This is a genomic window from Mycobacterium sp. 360MFTsu5.1 (assembly GCF_000383495.1).
In the GTDB taxonomy this organism is placed as follows: Bacteria; Actinomycetota; Actinomycetes; order Mycobacteriales; family Mycobacteriaceae; genus Mycobacterium; species Mycobacterium mucogenicum_B.
Genome location: NZ_KB911481.1, coordinates 1 through 16,225 on the forward strand (window position 1 = coordinate 1; position 16,225 = coordinate 16,225).

Annotated in this window: 18 protein-coding genes; 12 read left to right on the plus strand and 6 right to left on the minus strand. The window is 64.2% G+C overall.

What is annotated here, in order from left to right:
• A partial coding sequence (locus tag H289_RS33250; protein ID WP_051128630.1) for a PLD nuclease N-terminal domain-containing protein occupies window positions 1-790 on the minus strand: 790 nt, incomplete at its 3' end.
• 460 nt (window positions 791-1,250) lie between these two features.
• Between H289_RS33250 and H289_RS0128875 the strand changes: the two genes are divergently transcribed.
• The 3 genes from H289_RS0128875 to H289_RS0128885 are packed head-to-tail and all read left to right on the plus strand — an operon-like array spanning window position 1,251 to window position 2,754.
• Window positions 1,251-1,586 carry an Imm51 family immunity protein gene (locus tag H289_RS0128875; RefSeq protein ID WP_029105895.1) on the plus strand — a complete coding sequence of 112 codons (336 nt, stop codon included), beginning with the start codon at window positions 1,251-1,253 and terminating at the stop codon, window positions 1,584-1,586.
• Window positions 1,587-1,646: 60 nt separating this feature from the next.
• Window positions 1,647-2,312: a hypothetical protein gene (locus tag H289_RS0128880; protein WP_020104348.1), complete on the plus strand. Its 666-nt coding sequence runs from the start codon at window positions 1,647-1,649 to the stop codon at window positions 2,310-2,312.
• Between the two features lie 34 nt (window positions 2,313-2,346).
• Window positions 2,347-2,754, plus strand: a complete 408-nt coding sequence (locus H289_RS0128885) for an SdpI family protein (RefSeq protein ID WP_020104349.1) — start codon at window positions 2,347-2,349, stop codon at window positions 2,752-2,754.
• 120 nt (window positions 2,755-2,874) lie between these two features.
• Here the strand turns inward: H289_RS0128885 and H289_RS0128890 are convergent, their stop codons facing one another.
• The gene (locus H289_RS0128890) at window positions 2,875-3,543 is read right to left on the minus strand and encodes a Crp/Fnr family transcriptional regulator (RefSeq protein WP_036421790.1); all 669 of its coding nucleotides are present in this window, start codon (window positions 3,541-3,543) and stop codon (window positions 2,875-2,877) included.
• A 353-nt stretch (window positions 3,544-3,896) separates the two neighbouring features.
• Between H289_RS0128890 and H289_RS0128895 the strand changes: the two genes are divergently transcribed.
• From H289_RS0128895 to H289_RS33260, 5 genes are all read left to right on the plus strand, one after another.
• Window positions 3,897-4,523, plus strand: a complete 627-nt coding sequence (locus H289_RS0128895; protein WP_225433650.1) for an MspA family porin — start codon at window positions 3,897-3,899, stop codon at window positions 4,521-4,523.
• 83 nt (window positions 4,524-4,606) lie between these two features.
• Window positions 4,607-5,761 carry a hypothetical protein gene (locus H289_RS0128900; protein ID WP_231388152.1) on the plus strand — a complete coding sequence of 385 codons (1,155 nt, stop codon included), beginning with the start codon at window positions 4,607-4,609 and terminating at the stop codon, window positions 5,759-5,761.
• A gap of 58 nt (window positions 5,762-5,819) precedes the next feature.
• Window positions 5,820-6,794, plus strand: coding sequence for a hypothetical protein (locus H289_RS33255; RefSeq protein WP_196810104.1), 975 nt, complete (start codon window positions 5,820-5,822; stop codon window positions 6,792-6,794).
• 17 nt (window positions 6,795-6,811) lie between these two features.
• Window positions 6,812-7,213 carry a hypothetical protein gene (locus H289_RS0128910; RefSeq protein WP_020104354.1) on the plus strand — a complete coding sequence of 134 codons (402 nt, stop codon included), beginning with the start codon at window positions 6,812-6,814 and terminating at the stop codon, window positions 7,211-7,213.
• Between the two features lie 16 nt (window positions 7,214-7,229).
• On the plus strand, window positions 7,230-8,102 hold the full coding sequence (locus tag H289_RS33260) for an LppU/SCO3897 family protein (protein ID WP_020104355.1): 873 nt from the start codon (window positions 7,230-7,232) through the stop codon (window positions 8,100-8,102).
• A gap of 377 nt (window positions 8,103-8,479) precedes the next feature.
• Here the strand turns inward: H289_RS33260 and H289_RS0128920 are convergent, their stop codons facing one another.
• Complete coding sequence (locus tag H289_RS0128920; RefSeq protein WP_020104356.1) at window positions 8,480-9,088, minus strand: TetR/AcrR family transcriptional regulator; 609 nt, start codon at window positions 9,086-9,088, stop codon at window positions 8,480-8,482.
• A 44-nt stretch (window positions 9,089-9,132) separates the two neighbouring features.
• Here H289_RS0128920 and H289_RS0128925 point away from each other — a divergent pair, with 44 nt between their 5' ends.
• Window positions 9,133-10,290: a phosphotransferase family protein gene (locus H289_RS0128925; protein ID WP_020104357.1), complete on the plus strand. Its 1,158-nt coding sequence runs from the start codon at window positions 9,133-9,135 to the stop codon at window positions 10,288-10,290.
• A complete protein-coding gene (locus H289_RS0128930; RefSeq protein WP_020104358.1) occupies window positions 10,290-11,405 on the plus strand; it encodes an Rv3169 family protein in 1,116 nt (371 codons plus the stop codon). Before H289_RS0128925 ends, H289_RS0128930 begins: the two co-directional genes overlap by 1 nt.
• An 83-nt stretch (window positions 11,406-11,488) precedes the next feature.
• On the opposite strand, the gene H289_RS0128935 is transcribed toward H289_RS0128930, so the two are convergent.
• The 3 genes from H289_RS0128935 to H289_RS0128945 all read right to left on the minus strand — a co-directional run bounded on the left by H289_RS0128935 (window position 11,489) and on the right by H289_RS0128945 (window position 13,730).
• Window positions 11,489-11,857, minus strand: a complete 369-nt coding sequence (locus H289_RS0128935) for a DUF4345 family protein (protein WP_020104359.1) — start codon at window positions 11,855-11,857, stop codon at window positions 11,489-11,491.
• A gap of 77 nt (window positions 11,858-11,934) precedes the next feature.
• The gene (locus tag H289_RS0128940) at window positions 11,935-12,117 is read right to left on the minus strand and encodes a hypothetical protein (protein WP_020104360.1); all 183 of its coding nucleotides are present in this window, start codon (window positions 12,115-12,117) and stop codon (window positions 11,935-11,937) included.
• Between the two features lie 140 nt (window positions 12,118-12,257).
• Window positions 12,258-13,730: an acetyl-CoA acetyltransferase gene (locus tag H289_RS0128945; RefSeq protein ID WP_029105899.1), complete on the minus strand. Its 1,473-nt coding sequence runs from the start codon at window positions 13,728-13,730 to the stop codon at window positions 12,258-12,260.
• Between the two features lie 193 nt (window positions 13,731-13,923).
• Here H289_RS0128945 and H289_RS0128950 point away from each other — a divergent pair, with 193 nt between their 5' ends.
• Both H289_RS0128950 and H289_RS0128955 read left to right on the plus strand, forming a co-directional pair.
• Complete coding sequence (locus tag H289_RS0128950) at window positions 13,924-15,027, plus strand: acyl-CoA dehydrogenase family protein (RefSeq protein ID WP_029105900.1); 1,104 nt, start codon at window positions 13,924-13,926, stop codon at window positions 15,025-15,027.
• 1 nt (window position 15,028) lies between these two features.
• A complete protein-coding gene (locus H289_RS0128955) occupies window positions 15,029-16,222 on the plus strand; it encodes an acyl-CoA dehydrogenase family protein (protein ID WP_020104363.1) in 1,194 nt (397 codons plus the stop codon).
• The last annotated feature ends 3 nt before the right edge of the window (window positions 16,223-16,225 follow it).

A 16,225-nucleotide genomic window follows, 5' to 3' on the forward strand; every position in this document is an offset into this window, starting at 1 on the left:
CCGCACCGGCGTCATCGGTGGGCGTGCGTTCGTCATCGATGGCGTCGAACGCGCAGTTGTTGCAGCACATGAAGCACATCCGGCCAAGGATGCCCTCCGCCTCCAGTTGCGCGAACATCTGTTGCAGTCGCCCGAAATCGCCGGTGTCCGGCCAAGATTGCTGCTCGGCAATCCGCTGGTCCCACATCGAGTCCAACAGATCGATGGCCGCGTCCGCGGTGATGTCGCTGTCGCCGTCGATCTGCGACAGTACCGACTCCCGAACGTCGTCGTAGGCCCAGAAGCCACAGACGAGCTGCTCCCGGACGAGATCGGCGAGCTCTTCGTGTTGGGTGCCGGTGCCGGTCATCGCCGCGACGGTTCCTGCCGCAGACGAAGGCTCCGGGACGGTACGGGGCGCCGGACCCGCGGCGGGGCGTTCCTGATCTGCGGCGTCGTTGTTGACGGGATCATCTTGTGCACGTTGGCGTTTGGCGGCCTGGCGTTGTTGCTCGGCTCGTTCCCGGCAGCGCTGCAGGAATTCCTCGTCAGCGGCGGCATCCTCCGGAATGAACCGGCCCGGTTTGTCGTACTCGGGGAACCGTCGGGCATTGGGCGTACGGTTTCGTGGCACCACAGCGGCCGGGCGCCCGGCAATGAACCAGGCGATGGAGCCGGCCAGCGGAAGGAGCAGGACAATGAAAATCCATAGTATGCGCGGCAATCCACGCACTTCGCGATCCTCGGCGCAGGCGATATCCACGATCGCGAACAGCAACACGATTACGTCGAGCACACCGAAATACAGCATTCTTGATGGCCTCCCCCGACGCCTGGTATTCACACGACAACCCGTGACGTGCCCGTGGTCAGGCCCGTTGTTCAAGGTGTAGTCGCTGGAGCAGTCGACAACCGAACGCCCACCGGCTGTGATCTGGCACACAGAGCTTCTCAACCTGATCGTCAGGTCAGAGCGCATTACCGCGCTTTTGCCGGTGGCTACGCGCTTGGGTCCGCGCTCAGTGCGCGGGTGCGGCGCGAAGAACGAATCGCCTCCTGACCCAAGGTGTTCGAGCGCATTTGCGATGAGAGTTTGGTCGGTTTGATCGAGGATGCCGGCACGTGGTGTCCAGCGCCGTTATCTACTGTGCGGCAGATCACCGTTGAGCGACATTCGGTTTCGGGACAGGCTCGCGACTACACCTTGCAGAACAGTTGCCCGCCAACTGACGTCGGATCAGCAGAAGCACAGAGAATGAGAGGTGTCACCGGTGGACCCGTTCTTCCTTGACGACGAGGATCCCGCATCGGTGCAGTTATTGCTGAGCACCGGCGACCTACCTGTGGACTCGGCCGTGGAAGCTCACGGCCATCTGGCCAACGGCTACTTCTGGACGGGAGTGGCCGAATACCTGATCAGCAGCTACCGTCCCGATCTTTCCGGCGAATTCGAATTTGACTCTGAGGCAGGAACATTCGCCGTCTTTGGCGATCGCGAACAGCTGCTGACCCTTGCGGCCTTGATGCGTCCCGCAGTGACCGACTCCGACGTGGTCGGCGCGCTCATCACCACCGCCGCCGCAGCAGGTCACGAATTCGATGACTAGCAACGAACGCTGGGCAGGTCTACCGGCACGTGCGAATAGACGCCCGGATGATCGGCGTGGATGATGATCCGGCGCCGCACCACCGACGCTTTCGACGCCGGCCTGTTCTTGCCGGCCCGGACGCCGGTGTCGTTTCCTGACGTACTCACGGACTACATCCGCAGTGAAGCGTTGCAACCCTACGTGTCTGGTGACGCTGCCGCGCACTGGCACGGAGACGAAGGCCGGCACCTGCTTGAGGCCGAGGCTGACCGGCTGGATAGGGAGCGGATGGCTGCGGACATCGCGCGCTTCCACGCTGCGCGACGAGAGGCATCGATGCTGGCGATGATCAATATCGCCCTACCCGTGGGCTGCAGCGCGACTCTCACCCGCGGCCAGGAGTATCTGCTGCGCATTGCACGCGAGGAACGCAACGCGCTTGGCCAAGCTGGGTTTTCTGATCTTTCCCGGGCCGGGGCAGCGATGCGTGAACTCGTCTGCGCGAAACTGGGCGCTCTGATCGCGGACTCGGTGACAGTAGCCGCCGACGGCGACACCCTGGTCAACGCGGACGGCTCCGCCGCGGCGGTACTCGGGCAGTTATGCCCCACATGCTGGTATGCCACCCGGGCCGCACTCGCGCAGCGTGTCATCGACGAGGGCGCAACAGCGGTGTTGGGGCAGGGCCTGGTTGATCCCTCCTCGGTTGCGATTCTGTACGCCCTGGGGCTGATCGACTTCTGAGAGCGCCGGGAAGAGCGATTGCGAGAGAACAGAATTGGGACCTGAACGCCTCGCCGCAGCGTCGATCGCTGCGATCTTCATCGTCACCGAAATTGCCATCACAGCGATTCTGATCGTCGTCAGCTGGCGAGCAGCCACCGGGCGTCTGGCCCGCAATCAGTTGACGGGCATCCGTACCCCGTCGACGTTGCTCAGCGATCAAGCGTGGGTCGCCGGCCACCGGGCTGCGTGGCGCCTTGCACCGCTGCACGGGGCGAACGCAGTGATCGCATGCAGCCTGCTGCTGGCGGTCATCATGCGGTCATGGCCGGCGGGGCCGGTGATAGTCCTTGGAATCGGTTGCCTCGTCGTATTCGTCGGTATGGCGTTGTACACAGCGGTTATCGCAGGCAAGGCCGCTCGGCGCACAATGGCACACACCGATGATCGGCCGGCCACTTGAACCACCCGTAGTCGAGCTGCGATCCAGCGCAACGTAGCGATGGGGACGGTCTGAGGCAATCCGCGGGCACCGCCGCAGCAGACGGCGCCGCGTGCACGTCTGGTGATCGTTCGTGGGCCATCATCTCGCGCGTCTGGCCAGGGCCGCTGGATCGACAATGCTGATCGTCTTGCTTTGCATACGAATCCAGCCTCGATCGACGAACGAAGCGAGAGCCTTGTTGGCCGACTCGCGGGTTGAACCTGCGAGCTGGGCAAGTTCGTTCTGGTTGAGCTGATGGTCGACACGCAAAGTCCCATTGTCCGATTCACCGAATCGGTTCGCGAGGTCCAAAAGGAGTGTGGCAAGGCGCCCGGGGACATCGTTGAACGTCTGGTCGCACAGCTTGTTGGTGGTGCGGCGCAGCCGCCGTGCCAACACGCGAAGCATCTGCTCGGCAGCTTGGGGTTCCTGGTTCATCCAGGAACGCAGTGCTGTACGGGTCATTGTCGCAGCGAGCACGGCGGTGATCGTGGTGACGGTGGATGTGCGCGGACCCGGGTCGAGGAGCGCGAGTTCACCGAAAACGTCCGACGGTCCAAGGACGGCGATCAAGGTGTCGGACTGCTTACTTGCACAGGCGACTTTGACTCTGCCTGCGGTGATGATGTAGAGCCGGTCGCCGGCGTCACCTTCACGAAACACATTGTGCCGCTGTGGAAAAGATGCCCATTCAAGTTGGCGGACCGCCGCGTCCAGAACGTCCGGACCGACGCCGTGGAAGATGCTGGCGCGCGCCAACGCCGCAATCGCAGCAGGCCCATCCGGACCGATCCCATCACTAGACACAGTGCCCGCCCATCGTCATCCCCCATTTGCTGAAACGGCTATACCGGCCATTTTCGTAGGTTGCCTATCTGGTTTGCTGACGTTAGCCGGCACACGTACGGGTTGACGTCCCAGTCAGCTTATGCGATTGTTCGCGTTATTGAGTGAAAGACCAAGCGAGCCGGGGGGCTTGGGGCTGGTCTTCACAGGGGGATTCATACATGGTCGAATTTGGCTTGTCGTCGCGACGCTTCAGAACAGGGGCCGCGGTGTTCGCTATATCTGTCACTGCATGGGCATCTCCGGTGGCAGTGTCGGTCGCTGATCCGCAGCCGATGCCCGATCGGTGGACACAGTTCGTCACCGACGACGGCTGGGTGGTGGACGTCAACACCACCAACGAGGTGATCAATCACATCGACAACCTGGCCGGGGCATCGAATTCTTGGCAGGCGCGGGTGACGCTGCGCTCGGAAGCCCGGATCAGCGGCACCGGAGGCGCCGTGATTCAGGATGCCCAGCTCGAATCCGGGTATTTCGTGGGGTGCCGCACGGACTCCTCCCCCGGTGTCGAGGTCGGCGCCGATATCGGCATCACGCCTTATCAGCAGATCAACGGCCAGGTCTACGGCGGCGGCTACGGACAGGGCCAAGGCGGCGCCGGCGGGGGTGGTGGCGGCGGAGGCGGTTTCGCCGGGGCCTCGGCCGGAGCCACCCTCGGTGTGCAGGAACATCTCGGCGGCTACATCCGGGTGTTACTCAAGCCCGGTGGGCTGGCGCAAGTTCCGATGGACCGAATCAGCCTGCGCAGCATGCACGCGGTGTCGAATCTGCGGGAGCAGAACATCGAAGCCGATGGGTGCGGTGGTCAGGTGAAAATCCAGTCCTACACCACGATCCGGGTCCGCACGGACAACGGCAACGACACCCAGACCCTCTACGGCGAACCGAAGGACCTGTGATCGTGGCACCCGCATTGCGTTCAGGACACCCGCGACCATCAGTTGGCCGACGAGCGGTGGTTACCGCGGCGGTGCTGCTCGCCATGACCAGCGTCGGTGGTGTCGTCAGCGTCGCCGGCACCGCCGGCGCGGACCCCGCAGCACCGGCACCGACCCCCGTACCGGTGCCGGTGCCGCGGCCCATGCCTGAGGACCCCGCGCGCGTGAACCCTATTGGCGGCGCGCGTGTTTCCTCTACCACTCCGCAAGGCGAAACCGCCGGCATGGAACGACCGCTGGCCGCCCAGGTCGAACGCGGCGCAGCGACGGTACCGATGTGGGCCAAGGACGGCATCTTCGCCCCCACCGCGCACCCCAACCGCCAGATCGCGATCCACCTCCCGGGCGAGGTGACCCTGGGCCCGGCGGCGTGGCTACCCGGCGGCGGCGCCATCTACGGCTCTAATGACGTTGACTACCAGGTCATTCCGTACGCCGGCGGCGGGGTCGACATCACCGTCACCCGCAAGACGGTGTTCTCGTCCTCGACGATCCCCTTCGGCATAAAGATGCCCGCAGCAACACATCTTCGGCAAGGCAACAACGTGGTGCTGGTGGAAACCGATGCCGCGCCGGGGAATCCGTCCCGGATCATCGGCACCTTCAGCATCCCGGCCGCCGCCGACGCCAACCAAGCCCTCGTCGGCGTCACCCCAACGCTGGGGCCCGGGTTCCCGCCCGGACAATCCAATCTCACGGTTGATCTGGGCCCGACAAGCATTTTCGCGTTCCCGGTCACCATCACCGTGTCCTACCGGGCCTCCGACGCGGCAACTACCGGAGCACCGACCCCGAACTGGGCCGGCCTGCCCGCTGGAACACCCGCTGGCGCGGTGACCCCGCCAAACCCCGCCGGATACGTGACCGACCCGACCGGCGCACACCGGCCCGACGGCGTCGATCCCACGACCTACGCCCAGCGCCACTCCGGCCACTGCCAAGGAGGACCCGACACCTACGGCAGTGCCGACGGACGATCCGCGAACTTCGTGGCCGCCTGCCAGACCCAACAACTCTGCCTCGCAACAACTCCCGCGCGCACCAGCGCCGACTCCTGCAACGATCGGCTACTGGCCCACATGTCGATCCAGTGCGTGACCGTCTTCGGCCAAACCGGCGACGACTACGACGCCTGCATCCGCACAGCCTCTGACGAAGTTGCCTGGGCTAAAGCCAATATGGCCGGCGGACCCGAATGACCGTACCCAGCGCAATATGCCGCGAATCTGGAACCGCGAAAGCGAAAGCAGTTAGCGGGTGGCAGCGATGAAACCCCGTTTCAAGCCGATACTCGGGCGGTACGCGCGCCTGCTCTCGATTCCTGCAATCCTGACCGTGTTGCTCGCGTCCGTGCTCACCGTCACCCACGATGAACACGGAATTGAGGTTTCTGTACTTGCCGGCGCGACCGCGCAGCCAACGGGTCCTACCGGCGGAGCCGATTCCGGAGGCGGTCTGGGTGGGCCGCCGTTTCCGATGCAGCCCCCTGGAATGCCTGATGGCCCAGGCGCGTACAACAGCGGCTCATATCCGGCACCTGATCAGAACAACGGCGTCTCGATTTACACCACAGACCAGTACCCTTATGGCAGCCAAAGTGGCTACAGCTCCGCGCCGAACTACCCGCAGCAGCAACAACCTGCCAACGGGACTCAGCCACCGGACTACGATCACATTCCCCAACAGACCCAACCGGCGCCCCGCGCATCATCGGCTCCCCAACAGAGCCAGGCGCCGACCGCCACCCCCACGCAGACGCAGACCCCGACCACTGTGTCGACGACCTTATCGACAACGCCAACAACAACATTGTCGACAACGCCAACAACGACACCCCGCAAGACCTCGACAACTTCGGCGACACCGACAACTACCGGAGCGACCGACACACCCACGACCACGTTCATCTCGTCAACCGAGCTGACGACATCGACGCAGTCGTCGGTCACTTCACCGCCGTCGACGACCACGAGTCCTAAGAAAGACTTCGGCAATTGCTTCGGCCAGAACTTCAAGGACAACATCGGCGAGAATATGGTTGAGGGTGGCTTCAAGTCTGCCCTGACGGATGGAGTTAAGGGTGCGGCCGCTGGGTGTGGGGTGACGGTCGAAGCTGGCTGCGTCGGCGGCGCCGCCGGCGGTTTCGTCATCGGTTTCATGGAAGGGTTTGTCAGAGCGCTGGTAATGGCACCTGTAAAAACCGCTGTAAAGTCAGCCTGGCATTGCCGATAGTTGCGAAGGAGAGACGCATGGAAAACTGGCGCAGAATACTCATAGTGTTTCCGTTCTACGTCGTAGTAATGACTGCAATTCAGGCACTGTTTCAACCGCTCAGGTTTGATTCTCCGGGCCTCCCGCTCTGGGTAATTATTGGATTTTTGTTGTGCGCCCTTGTTTTTGTCGGACTTGCGGTGTGGGCCGTCCGCTGGCGAATAGTGAATGGGCCAATCAACCGCGATAAGCAGCGCTTCATCATCGCGGTTGTCGTGGGGATCACTGCCTCAAACATCGCAGACAGCGCTTTGTATGCTCTACTGCCGGTCAAGTCGATCTATATGGCGGTCCCGATCGAGGTCTTCTCGTATGCCGTGCTAATGGGCGCCAGCCTCCTGGTGATGAACTTCGACTGGCATGAAGCCAAGCACAAGTAGCTGATGCGGGTACCTTGTGACCTCGGTTTCGTCCCTTTCATTGATTGCTTGGCTCTGCCTCTATATCGCGCTGACACTGCCGCCGCTCGCCTATCTCGGCAAGCGGGCAGTCAAAGTGGCCCGCAAGCAGTCGAGTATCAGAACAATCCGCAACCAGATTGACCCCAAGGGCCTGATCGCAGTAGCGTGCATTGCCCTCGTCGGCGCGATAGCCCTCATTTTCATATCGTCCACTACGGAGATTGTCTTCCATATCGGCTTGTGGGCGATCATGTCACTGAGCATTTTGGCTGCCGAATTCACGTTTCAGACGCATCCTCAGGCCGTCTACACGAGATGCTGCAGACGCGCTGCTCCCATTTGCGTCCTCGCAGGCGTCGTGTTGACCGCGTTAACGGCATATCCTGCAGCCGAACGACCGGTTCCTTTGCGCGAAGATCAGACACAGCTGAGCCCCGCAGCCACAGATCAGATTCCGGGCGAATTTCCAGCCGCAACCACAAACCGGGCAGAGCTGAAACAACATGACTGCGTCCGCGTCGACCAAATGCAAGGAAGTCCAAGTCTCGTCAAAGTCGCGTGTGGGGACTCCAGCACTTTCCGGGTCATCCAGGTCGTCGACAAACGCAGTGACTGCATCGCCGACTCCGACCTTGTGTACGTGTCGGCTACGCACAACTACGCCGCGTGCCTCGATTACGACTGGTCGGTCGTCAGATGCTTACGAATTTCCCCTAGCGAGCCCGTACGAAAAGTAGATTGCGCGCTAGCCGGCGCTGAGCGAGTCGAGTCAATCATCACGCCGGCAGACGACGCAAAAAACTGCCCACACGGCGGCTTCGCCCACCACGTGCGTAAGTTCGCGGTTTGTACCGCCGCGACCGGGTAGCGTCGCCAAACATCCGTTTTGGTCCGCATCGGCACTGCTGCCGTCCGGTCCACTCCGCCCCGCAAGCGATTCTCGCCGAGATCGTCTTCTGCACAGCTGTTTTCCGGCTGACGGTGCCATTCGACCGAAGCCAAATGGTAAAGCACGGCTAATCCCGGACCGCAGCTCGCCGCAGCATCGGCAGATTGTTTGATGACTCTCGCGGTAGGAATCTCCGGCGTTCATCTCGACAGCTGGCGATGAATTCGGGCGGTGAGTTCACCTGGACGAGGCTGCTTTATCAATCAGATTGAAAAGCTCTAGTCCCTACAAATGCGTGTTCGTCGCGTCAACGTACGAGGCGCTTCGCGCTGCATGGATCAGTGGCCGCTAGCACGTCAAACTCCGCTGATCACCCCGTGCGTCACGATGGCCGCTGTCTCGTCGACCCAGAGCTCGTCGAGCTCGCTCTCCGGATGCAGCAGCATCCGTAACATCGTTGCGCCACCGATGATCTCGATGAGCCGTTCGGGCTTGACGTCAGCCTGCACCTCGCCGCGCTCGATGCCGTGTTCCAGCCGGACCCGCACCACGTCGAACAGCCCGTGGAAGCGTGCGACGACCCGCGCGTTGAGTTCCTCGTCGGCGCTCATGTCCGCCATCAGCCCGGGTAGCGCCGCCCGTACCGCGGGGCTGGTGAACACGTCGCGTGCCGCGGCGATCATGGCGCGGATATCGCCGACGATGTCCCCCTCCGGGGTTGCCAGTGCGGTCGGCGTCGTGGGGAATGCCGCTTCATGCACCAGCTCGGCCTTGCTCGACCAGCGGCGGTAGAGCGCCGTCTTCGTCGTTCCCGCACGTTCGGCGATCGCCGCCATCGTCAGATTGGCGTAGCCGACTTCGGGCAGCAGTTCGGCGGCAGCGGTCAACACCGCGGCGTCGATCCGGGGATCGCGTGGCCGACCGGCGCCAGAGGGCTTGTCAACCGCTTGCAGGTCTGATTTCATAACGCTACGCATCGTATCGTAATTATCTCGGGAAGGAAGGTTCAGTGCCGAACCAACCGGCGGACAGCTCCGTCACGGTCGAAACGAAGGTCGACCATATTCAGCGCTCCAGCCGTGACGTGACAACAGTTCCAGACATCCTGTCACAGTGGCTGTCCACGGTGATGGAAGACGGCGTCAAGCCCGAGATCACTGTCGAGAGCGGCGTCGACTCGAACGGAATGTCTTCCGAGACAATCATTATCACCGGCCGGTGGACCGAGGGCGGCGCGCCGGTGGAGCAGAAGTGGGTTGTCCGGGTCGCGCCGACCACCGAGGACGTCCCTGTCTTCTCGTCGTACCGCCTGGACCACCAGTTCGATGTCATGCGTCTGGCCGGCGAACTCACCGACGTCCCCGTCCCCCGGGTGCGCTGGCTGGAGAATACCGGCGAGGTCCTCGGTTCACCCTTCTTCCTGATGGACTGCGTCGACGGCGTGGTCCCACCGGACGTCATGCCGTACACCTTCGGCGGCAACTGGTTCGCCGATGCCACCCCGGAGCAGCAACGCACGCTGCAGGACAGCACCGTGGAGGCCATCGCCAAGCTGCACTCGATCCCCGATGCGGACAAGACCTTCGGCTTTCTCCAGGAAATCGACCCGCCAGGCGACACCGCGCTGCGCCGGCACTTCGGCTGGCTCAAGGACTGGTACCAGTTCGCGGCGTCGGGCCTGGGCCGCTCGCCGCTGGTCGAGCGTGCCCTCGTCTGGCTGGAGGAGAACTTCCCCGAGGACGTCGCGGCTTCCGAATCCGTTCTGGTGTGGGGTGATTCGCGCATCGGCAACGTGATGTACCAGGACTTCCGGCCGTCCGCGGTCTTGGACTGGGAGATGGCCACAGTCGGCCCGCGTGAGTTCGATGTCTCGTGGATCATCTTCGCGCACAAGGTTTTCCAAGAGCTGGGCGGCCTGGCCGGGCTGCCCGGCCTGCCGGACGTGCTGCGTGAAGAGGACGTGCGCGCGACGTACAAGAACTTCACCGGCGTCGAGGTCGGTGACCTGCGCTGGTTCTACATCTACTCCGGCGTCGTGTGGTGTTGCGTGTTCATGCGCACCGGTGCCCGCCGCGTGCACTTCGGGGAGATGGAACAGCCCGACGACCTCGAGTCGCTCTTCTACCACAAGTCTCTGCTGGAGAAGCTCCTGGAAGGAACCGCCTGATGCTCGGCCCCATGGACGAATACCCGATCCACCAGGTCCCCCAGCCCATCGCGTGGCCGGGCTCCAGCGACCGGAACTTCTACGACCGCTGCTACTTCAATGCCCACGACCGCACGGGTGACATCTTCGTCATCACCGGCATGGGCTACTACCCCAACCTCGGGGTCAAGGACGCCTATTTCCTGGTGCGCCGCGGCGATACCCAGACCGCCGTCCACCTGTCCGACGCCATCGACCAGGACCGGCTGAACCAGCACGTCGTCGGCTACCGCATCGAGGTCACCGACCCGCTGCACCAGGTGCGCATCGTGCTCGATGAGACGGAAGGGATCGCGGCTGACCTCACGTGGAACGGCCTGTTCGACGTCGTCCAGGAGCAGCCGCACATCATGCGCCAGGGCAACCGCGTCACGCTGAACGCGCAGCGCTTCGCGCAACTGGGTTCCTGGAGCGGCACACTCGCCATCGACGGCGAGGACATCAAGGTCAGCCCGGACACATGGATCGGTTCGCGTGACCGGTCCTGGGGCATCCGCCCGGTCGGCGAGGCCGAGCCGGCTGGCCGGCCGGCCGATCCGCCTTTCGAAGGCATGTGGTGGCTGTACGTGCCGCTCGCGTTCGAGGAGTTCTCGCTCGTGATGATCATCCAGGAGGCCCCCGACGGCTTCCGCTCGCTCAACGACTGCAGCCGCGTCTGGAAGGACGGCCGCGTCGAGCAGCTCGGCTGGCCGCGCGTGAAGATCCACTACGTCTCCGGTACCCGCATTCCCACCGGCGCCACCATCGAGGCGACGGCGCTGGACGGCACACCGGTCCGCTTCGACGTGGAATCCAAGCTGCCCGTGCCGATCCATGTGGGCGGCGGCTACGGCGGTGACGCCGACTGGCTGCACGGCACGTGGAAGGGCGAGAAGTTCACCGAGCGCCTCACCTACGACATGACTGATCCCGGCATCATCGCTCGCTCCGGCTTCGGCGTCATCGACCATGTCGGCCGTGCGGTGTGCCATGAGGGCAACAAGCCGCCGGCCGAAGGCTGGGGCCTGTTCGAGCACGGCGCGCTCGGCCGCCACGATCCGTCGGGCTTCCCGGACTGGCTGACCATGGCCCCCTAGTTTTGCGCGGCGTCCCCCGGCCGGGCAAACAGGAATGTTCCCCGATACAACGGCGTATCGGGGAACATTTGTCTTTGGTGACGCTAGCCGGCCCACCACAAGGAGGCGGCGAGCAGAACTTCGACCAAGCCGTAGAACCAGTTGGGGTAGAACGACGTTCGGTCACCGACGATTGCAGACACGATGCGCCCGAAGGCCATGCCGAGCAACGCCACGCTCACAGTGACCACGATGCCGAAACGCACCTGCTCCGGCGCCGCGATGGCGTATCCCAGGATCGCCGCGATGGCCAACCCGAAACCGCCGTAGACCGCCCGCACCTCGGCCCGAGATGCCGCCTCGCCCAAGGTGATTCCGAATGGCCGCAACATCTCCGCCGGAGCGGTCAGGGCCCGCAGGCCCATGCCGGCAAAGAACACCGCGTTGACGGCGACGACGACGTTGGTAGTCACTGACACCGCTACCTCCTGACGACGACGCTGAACCAACCAGCATGACGGACGTGAGTCATGTCGTCAGGCGAAACGACTCAGAGACGCCACATTTCGCGCTCAGTGGCGGCCTGCTCGAACGCCTTATGGCGAAAAGTCTCCGGCTGGCGCACTTTCGCAGCCAGATGCAGCCGTGTCACGAACGCGGCGGTCTTGTCCGACCACCAATGCATCGCGGCCGCGGCGGGGTGGAAGCCAACTGACGCAGAGTTGGTAGCCATCGCGGTATCCCTTCACGAACTCCGACAATGCTTTTGAGATCGCACAACCCTCGGCGACGGCAACGTCGGCACTAGTGCACAGGTTCAGCGACGGACGTCGCTCATCTATTCCCTGCAGCACGCTGTTGTTCGCTGTCGGCTTACTCCAGCCCGGCGGTGCCGTCCGCGCTGACGGTGACCTTGGCACCCGCGAGGTCCTCGCGGGTGCTGGCCTCGGCTTGCGCCGCATCCGTGATGACGGCCAGCGCGCGGCTGCCGCTGGGTGTACGGACGGCGACGAAGACCTTCTCGGGCGTACCCTCGCGGGTCACCGGTGTGGTCCAGGTTTCCACCGTGCCGGTGCCCGACCAGTCATCCTCGGCCACCACGGTCGGCTCGGCATCGACCTCGGATTGCACGTCTGCCCAACGGAATTCGTTTGCCGGTGGCTCGGTGCTGTAGACGCCGAAGCTGTGCTTGGTCAGATAGCCACCGTTGGCGGTGATGAGCCCGATCTGGCCGGGATGGGCCACTAGCCGCTCGGCCATGGTCGCGATCGAATGCGACACGTAGTTGTTCCACGGCCCGCCGGCGAAGGTCAGGCCACCGGTCACCGTCAGCGGCCGCGCCGGATCATCGAGGGCCAGACCGAGCTCTCGGGCGGCGACCTGCACTGCCGACGGGAAGCACGAGTACACGTCGACCGCGTCGATGTCGTCGATGCCGAGGCCGGCGAGCTCCAGCACGCGACGGCCCGCGATGCGGATCGCCGGCGACCCGGAGAAGCTCGCCCGCTCCCCGATCAGATAGGTGTCGTGGGCGTCGGTGCCGGCGTACGGGAAAACCCACCGCTCCTTCGGGATCTGCAGTTGTTCGGCCTTGCCCACCGAGGTCAGGATCAGGGCGGCGCCCTGGTCGACCATGTTGTTGGAGTTCATCAGCTTGGTGTACGGCCAGCTGATCATCCGGTTGTCCGGACCGGGCTGCCAGATCTGCTCGGCAGACACCGCCTCCCGGCTCCAGGCATGCCGATTGCCTTCTGCCACTTGGCTGAATCGCGCCCACAGTTCCCCGATCCGACGGCGATGCTCCTCGGGAGCTTCCCCCGCCGCGATCCGCAGCGCCTGCTCGAACATCGGGTACACATGCGACGGCGCCACCAAACCGATCCGCAGTTCGGCGGGTCCGGCCATGGTGAATTCGGGGTCGCTGGGTGCGAGTGGCACCGACTCGTCCTGCTCGGTTCCGGTGAGCCGTTCACCGCGCGCCTTCAACCGCGTCCGCGTCCGCCAGGTTTCCCCGCCGGCGATCAACACCACGTCATTGCGGCCCTGCTGGATGTCCAGGCACGCCTGGTTCACCAACGACTGCGGCACATTGCCACCGACCGGGGTGTACCGGGTGACGGCGCCCGGCGCGCCGATGCGCTGCGCCAGCAACAGCCCCGGGTCGCGGTAGCGCACCGACAACAGGTTGACGATCCGGACCGCGTCGACCGCCTCGAGGACACGGGCGTCAGCAGCGGCACGGGCCGCCGCTTCCATCAGGTCGACGGGCTCGCCGCCCGGGTTCTCGTCGTACTGGTTGACCTGGCCATAGCCGACAAGCACCGGGGTTCTGGGATCAAGGGGCATACATCCACCTTGGTGGCACCCGCCCTGCGCTGTAAACGACCAGCGCGGAAACCCGCACATGAGCGTTCGGGACATCTGTTTGCCCTCAGGTCCCGCAGATGTCGCATGAGGAAACGTATAGGTGTCGCACAATGCGATTTACAGGGCGGCGCCGACAGCATTGCATGGACCTCACATGCAGAAGGGTGAACACATGACGATGAGCGTGGCCGAACGGGCCGAACTCGCCGCAGCCGTCAAAGACCTGCTCAGTGAGCATTGCACCGAAGCCGACGTCCGCCGGGTGATGAGCACCGACACCGGATTCGATCGCGACCTCTGGAACAAGCTGGCCGCCCAGGGCGTGGCAGGCCTGATCATCGATCCGGAATACGGTGGCGTCGGGCTGGGCGCACAGGAGCTCGAGGCGGTCGCCGAGGTCACGGGTGCAGCCTTGCTTCCTGCCCCGTTCCTGTCGAGTGCGGTCTTCGCCACGGCCTTGATCCAGGCCGCCGGCACCGACGACGACAAGGCACGGCTCTTGCCTGCGTTGGCCGACGGTTCGTCGATCGCAACCGTCGCAGCCACCGGGCCCCGCGGCACGTGGGCACCGGATGGTGTTGCGGTTCAGGCAGTTCGGCACGGCGACCAGTACCAACTCACGGGCACCGCGCACTACGTGCTCGACGGACAGATCGCCGACGTCGTCATCGCCGTCGCGAAGACCGACGAGGGCATCGCGATCTTCGAGGTCGCCCCGGACGCACCCGGCTTCGACCGCACCGCCGCAACGGTTTTCGACCCGACCGTCCGGCTGTCGACGTACACGTTCGACCAGACCCCGGGCCGTCGCCTCGGCACCAGCGGCTGGGATGCCGTGGAAAACGCGTTGTCCCTCACGGTGATCGCCCTGGCCGGGGAACAGGTCGGCGGTGCTCGCCACCTGTTCGATGTCACCGTCGAATACCTCAAGACCCGGATCCAGTTCGGGCGGCCCATCGGCAGCTTCCAGGCGATCAAGCACATGGCGGCCGACCTGCTGCTGGAAGTCGAATCCGCCACCTCGGCCGCACAGCATGCCGCCGCACAGTTCGATACCGACCCGGCGGGCTCTGACGGTCCTGTGGCGTTGGCCGGATTCGCCTGTGCGGAGGCCTATCACACCACCGCCATGCAATCGATCCAGATGCACGGCGGCATCGGCTTCACCTGGGAGCACCCCGCGCATCTGTTCCTGCGCCGGGCGCGTACCGGCCGTCAACTGTTCGGCAGCTCACGTGACCATCGTGAGCGCTACCTGGCAGCAAAGGGCGCCTGAGATGACCACCACCGCAACGAATCCCGATGACCTCCGTACCGAGGTCCGCGACTGGCTCACACAGAACTGGACCGCGTTGCCACCGGCGGACGACCCGTGGGTCAGCTCGCCGGCGGAAATCGCCTGGCGTGAAAAGGTTCTCGAAGCCGGATACGCCGTGCCCACGTATCCGCCCGATTGGTTCGGCCGCGGCTACCCGAGCAAACTCGCCGCGGTGATCCAGCAGGAGTTCCGCGCGCTCAAGGCCCCCGGCGCCTGTCAGGACAAGCACAACATCCCGGCCAACACCTTGTTCGCGTTCGGCTCGGACGAGCTGAAACATGAACTGCTACGGGACTTTCTGACCGGGGCCGCCCGCACCTGCCTGCTCTACAGCGAGCCCGGCGCCGGATCCGATCTGGCCGGGGTGAGCACCACAGCGGTGCGCGACGGCGACCGTTGGGTGGTCAACGGCCAAAAGGTGTGGACCTCCGGAGCGGCGACGTCCGAATACGGTCTGCTGATCGCGCGCACCGACTGGGATGCACCCAAGCACAAGGGCATGAGCTACTTCATCATCCCGATGCGGCAGCCCGGCATCGAGGTACGGCCACTGGTCCAGATCACCGGTGAGGCGCATTTCAACGAAGTGTTCATCTCCGATGCCACCGTGCCGCACGCCAATCTCATTGGCGGAGAAGGCAACGGCTGGCGCGTCCTGCAGACCGCCCTGGCGTACGAACGCTCCATCATGGGTGACGGCGGACGCGGATCGCGCAACAAGTCCAAGGCCGACAGCCTCGTGGAACTGGCTCGCGAGCACGGCCGCCTCGACGATGCCGCCCTGCGGGAGCGGCTCGCGGACGTGCTGGCGTTGCGGGAACTCAACCGTCTCAACAATCTTCGCGCCAAGGCGTCGACCAGCCAGGGCACGTCGAGTTCGATCATGTCGCTGGGTAAGCTCGCGATGTCGCGAATCCTGCACTCGGAGGCAGCGTTGAAGACCGAGATCATCGGCACCGAATCACTGCTGGCGGGTCCCGACAACCCTGAGGCCGACGACGTGAACTTCCTGTCCCTCAACGCATTCTTCACCTCCATCGGCGGCGGCACCGACCAGATTCAGCGCACCATCATCGGTGAACGCGTCTTGGGCCTGGCGAAGGAACCCGAGACCGACCGCGACATCCCGTTCCGCCAGGCGCGACGCAGTTGACGA

Coding starts and splice junctions, on each gene's coding strand:
- H289_RS0128880 (WP_020104348.1), top strand. CDS start 1,647: ATGATGATCCGGCGCCGCACCACCGACGCTTTCGACGCCGGCCTGTTC.
- H289_RS0128940 (WP_020104360.1), bottom strand. CDS start 12,117: ATGGCTACCAACTCTGCGTCAGTTGGCTTCCACCCCGCCGCGGCCGCG.
- H289_RS0128945 (WP_029105899.1), bottom strand. CDS start 13,730: ATGCCCCTTGATCCCAGAACCCCGGTGCTTGTCGGCTATGGCCAGGTC.
- H289_RS0128910 (WP_020104354.1), top strand. CDS start 6,812: ATGGAAAACTGGCGCAGAATACTCATAGTGTTTCCGTTCTACGTCGTA.
- H289_RS0128930 (WP_020104358.1), top strand. CDS start 10,290: ATGCTCGGCCCCATGGACGAATACCCGATCCACCAGGTCCCCCAGCCC.
- H289_RS0128955 (WP_020104363.1), top strand. CDS start 15,029: ATGACCACCACCGCAACGAATCCCGATGACCTCCGTACCGAGGTCCGC.
- H289_RS0128895 (WP_225433650.1), top strand. CDS start 3,897: ATGCCCGATCGGTGGACACAGTTCGTCACCGACGACGGCTGGGTGGTG.
- H289_RS0128950 (WP_029105900.1), top strand. CDS start 13,924: ATGACGATGAGCGTGGCCGAACGGGCCGAACTCGCCGCAGCCGTCAAA.
- H289_RS0128900 (WP_231388152.1), top strand. CDS start 4,607: ATGACCAGCGTCGGTGGTGTCGTCAGCGTCGCCGGCACCGCCGGCGCG.
- H289_RS0128920 (WP_020104356.1), bottom strand. CDS start 9,088: ATGAAATCAGACCTGCAAGCGGTTGACAAGCCCTCTGGCGCCGGTCGG.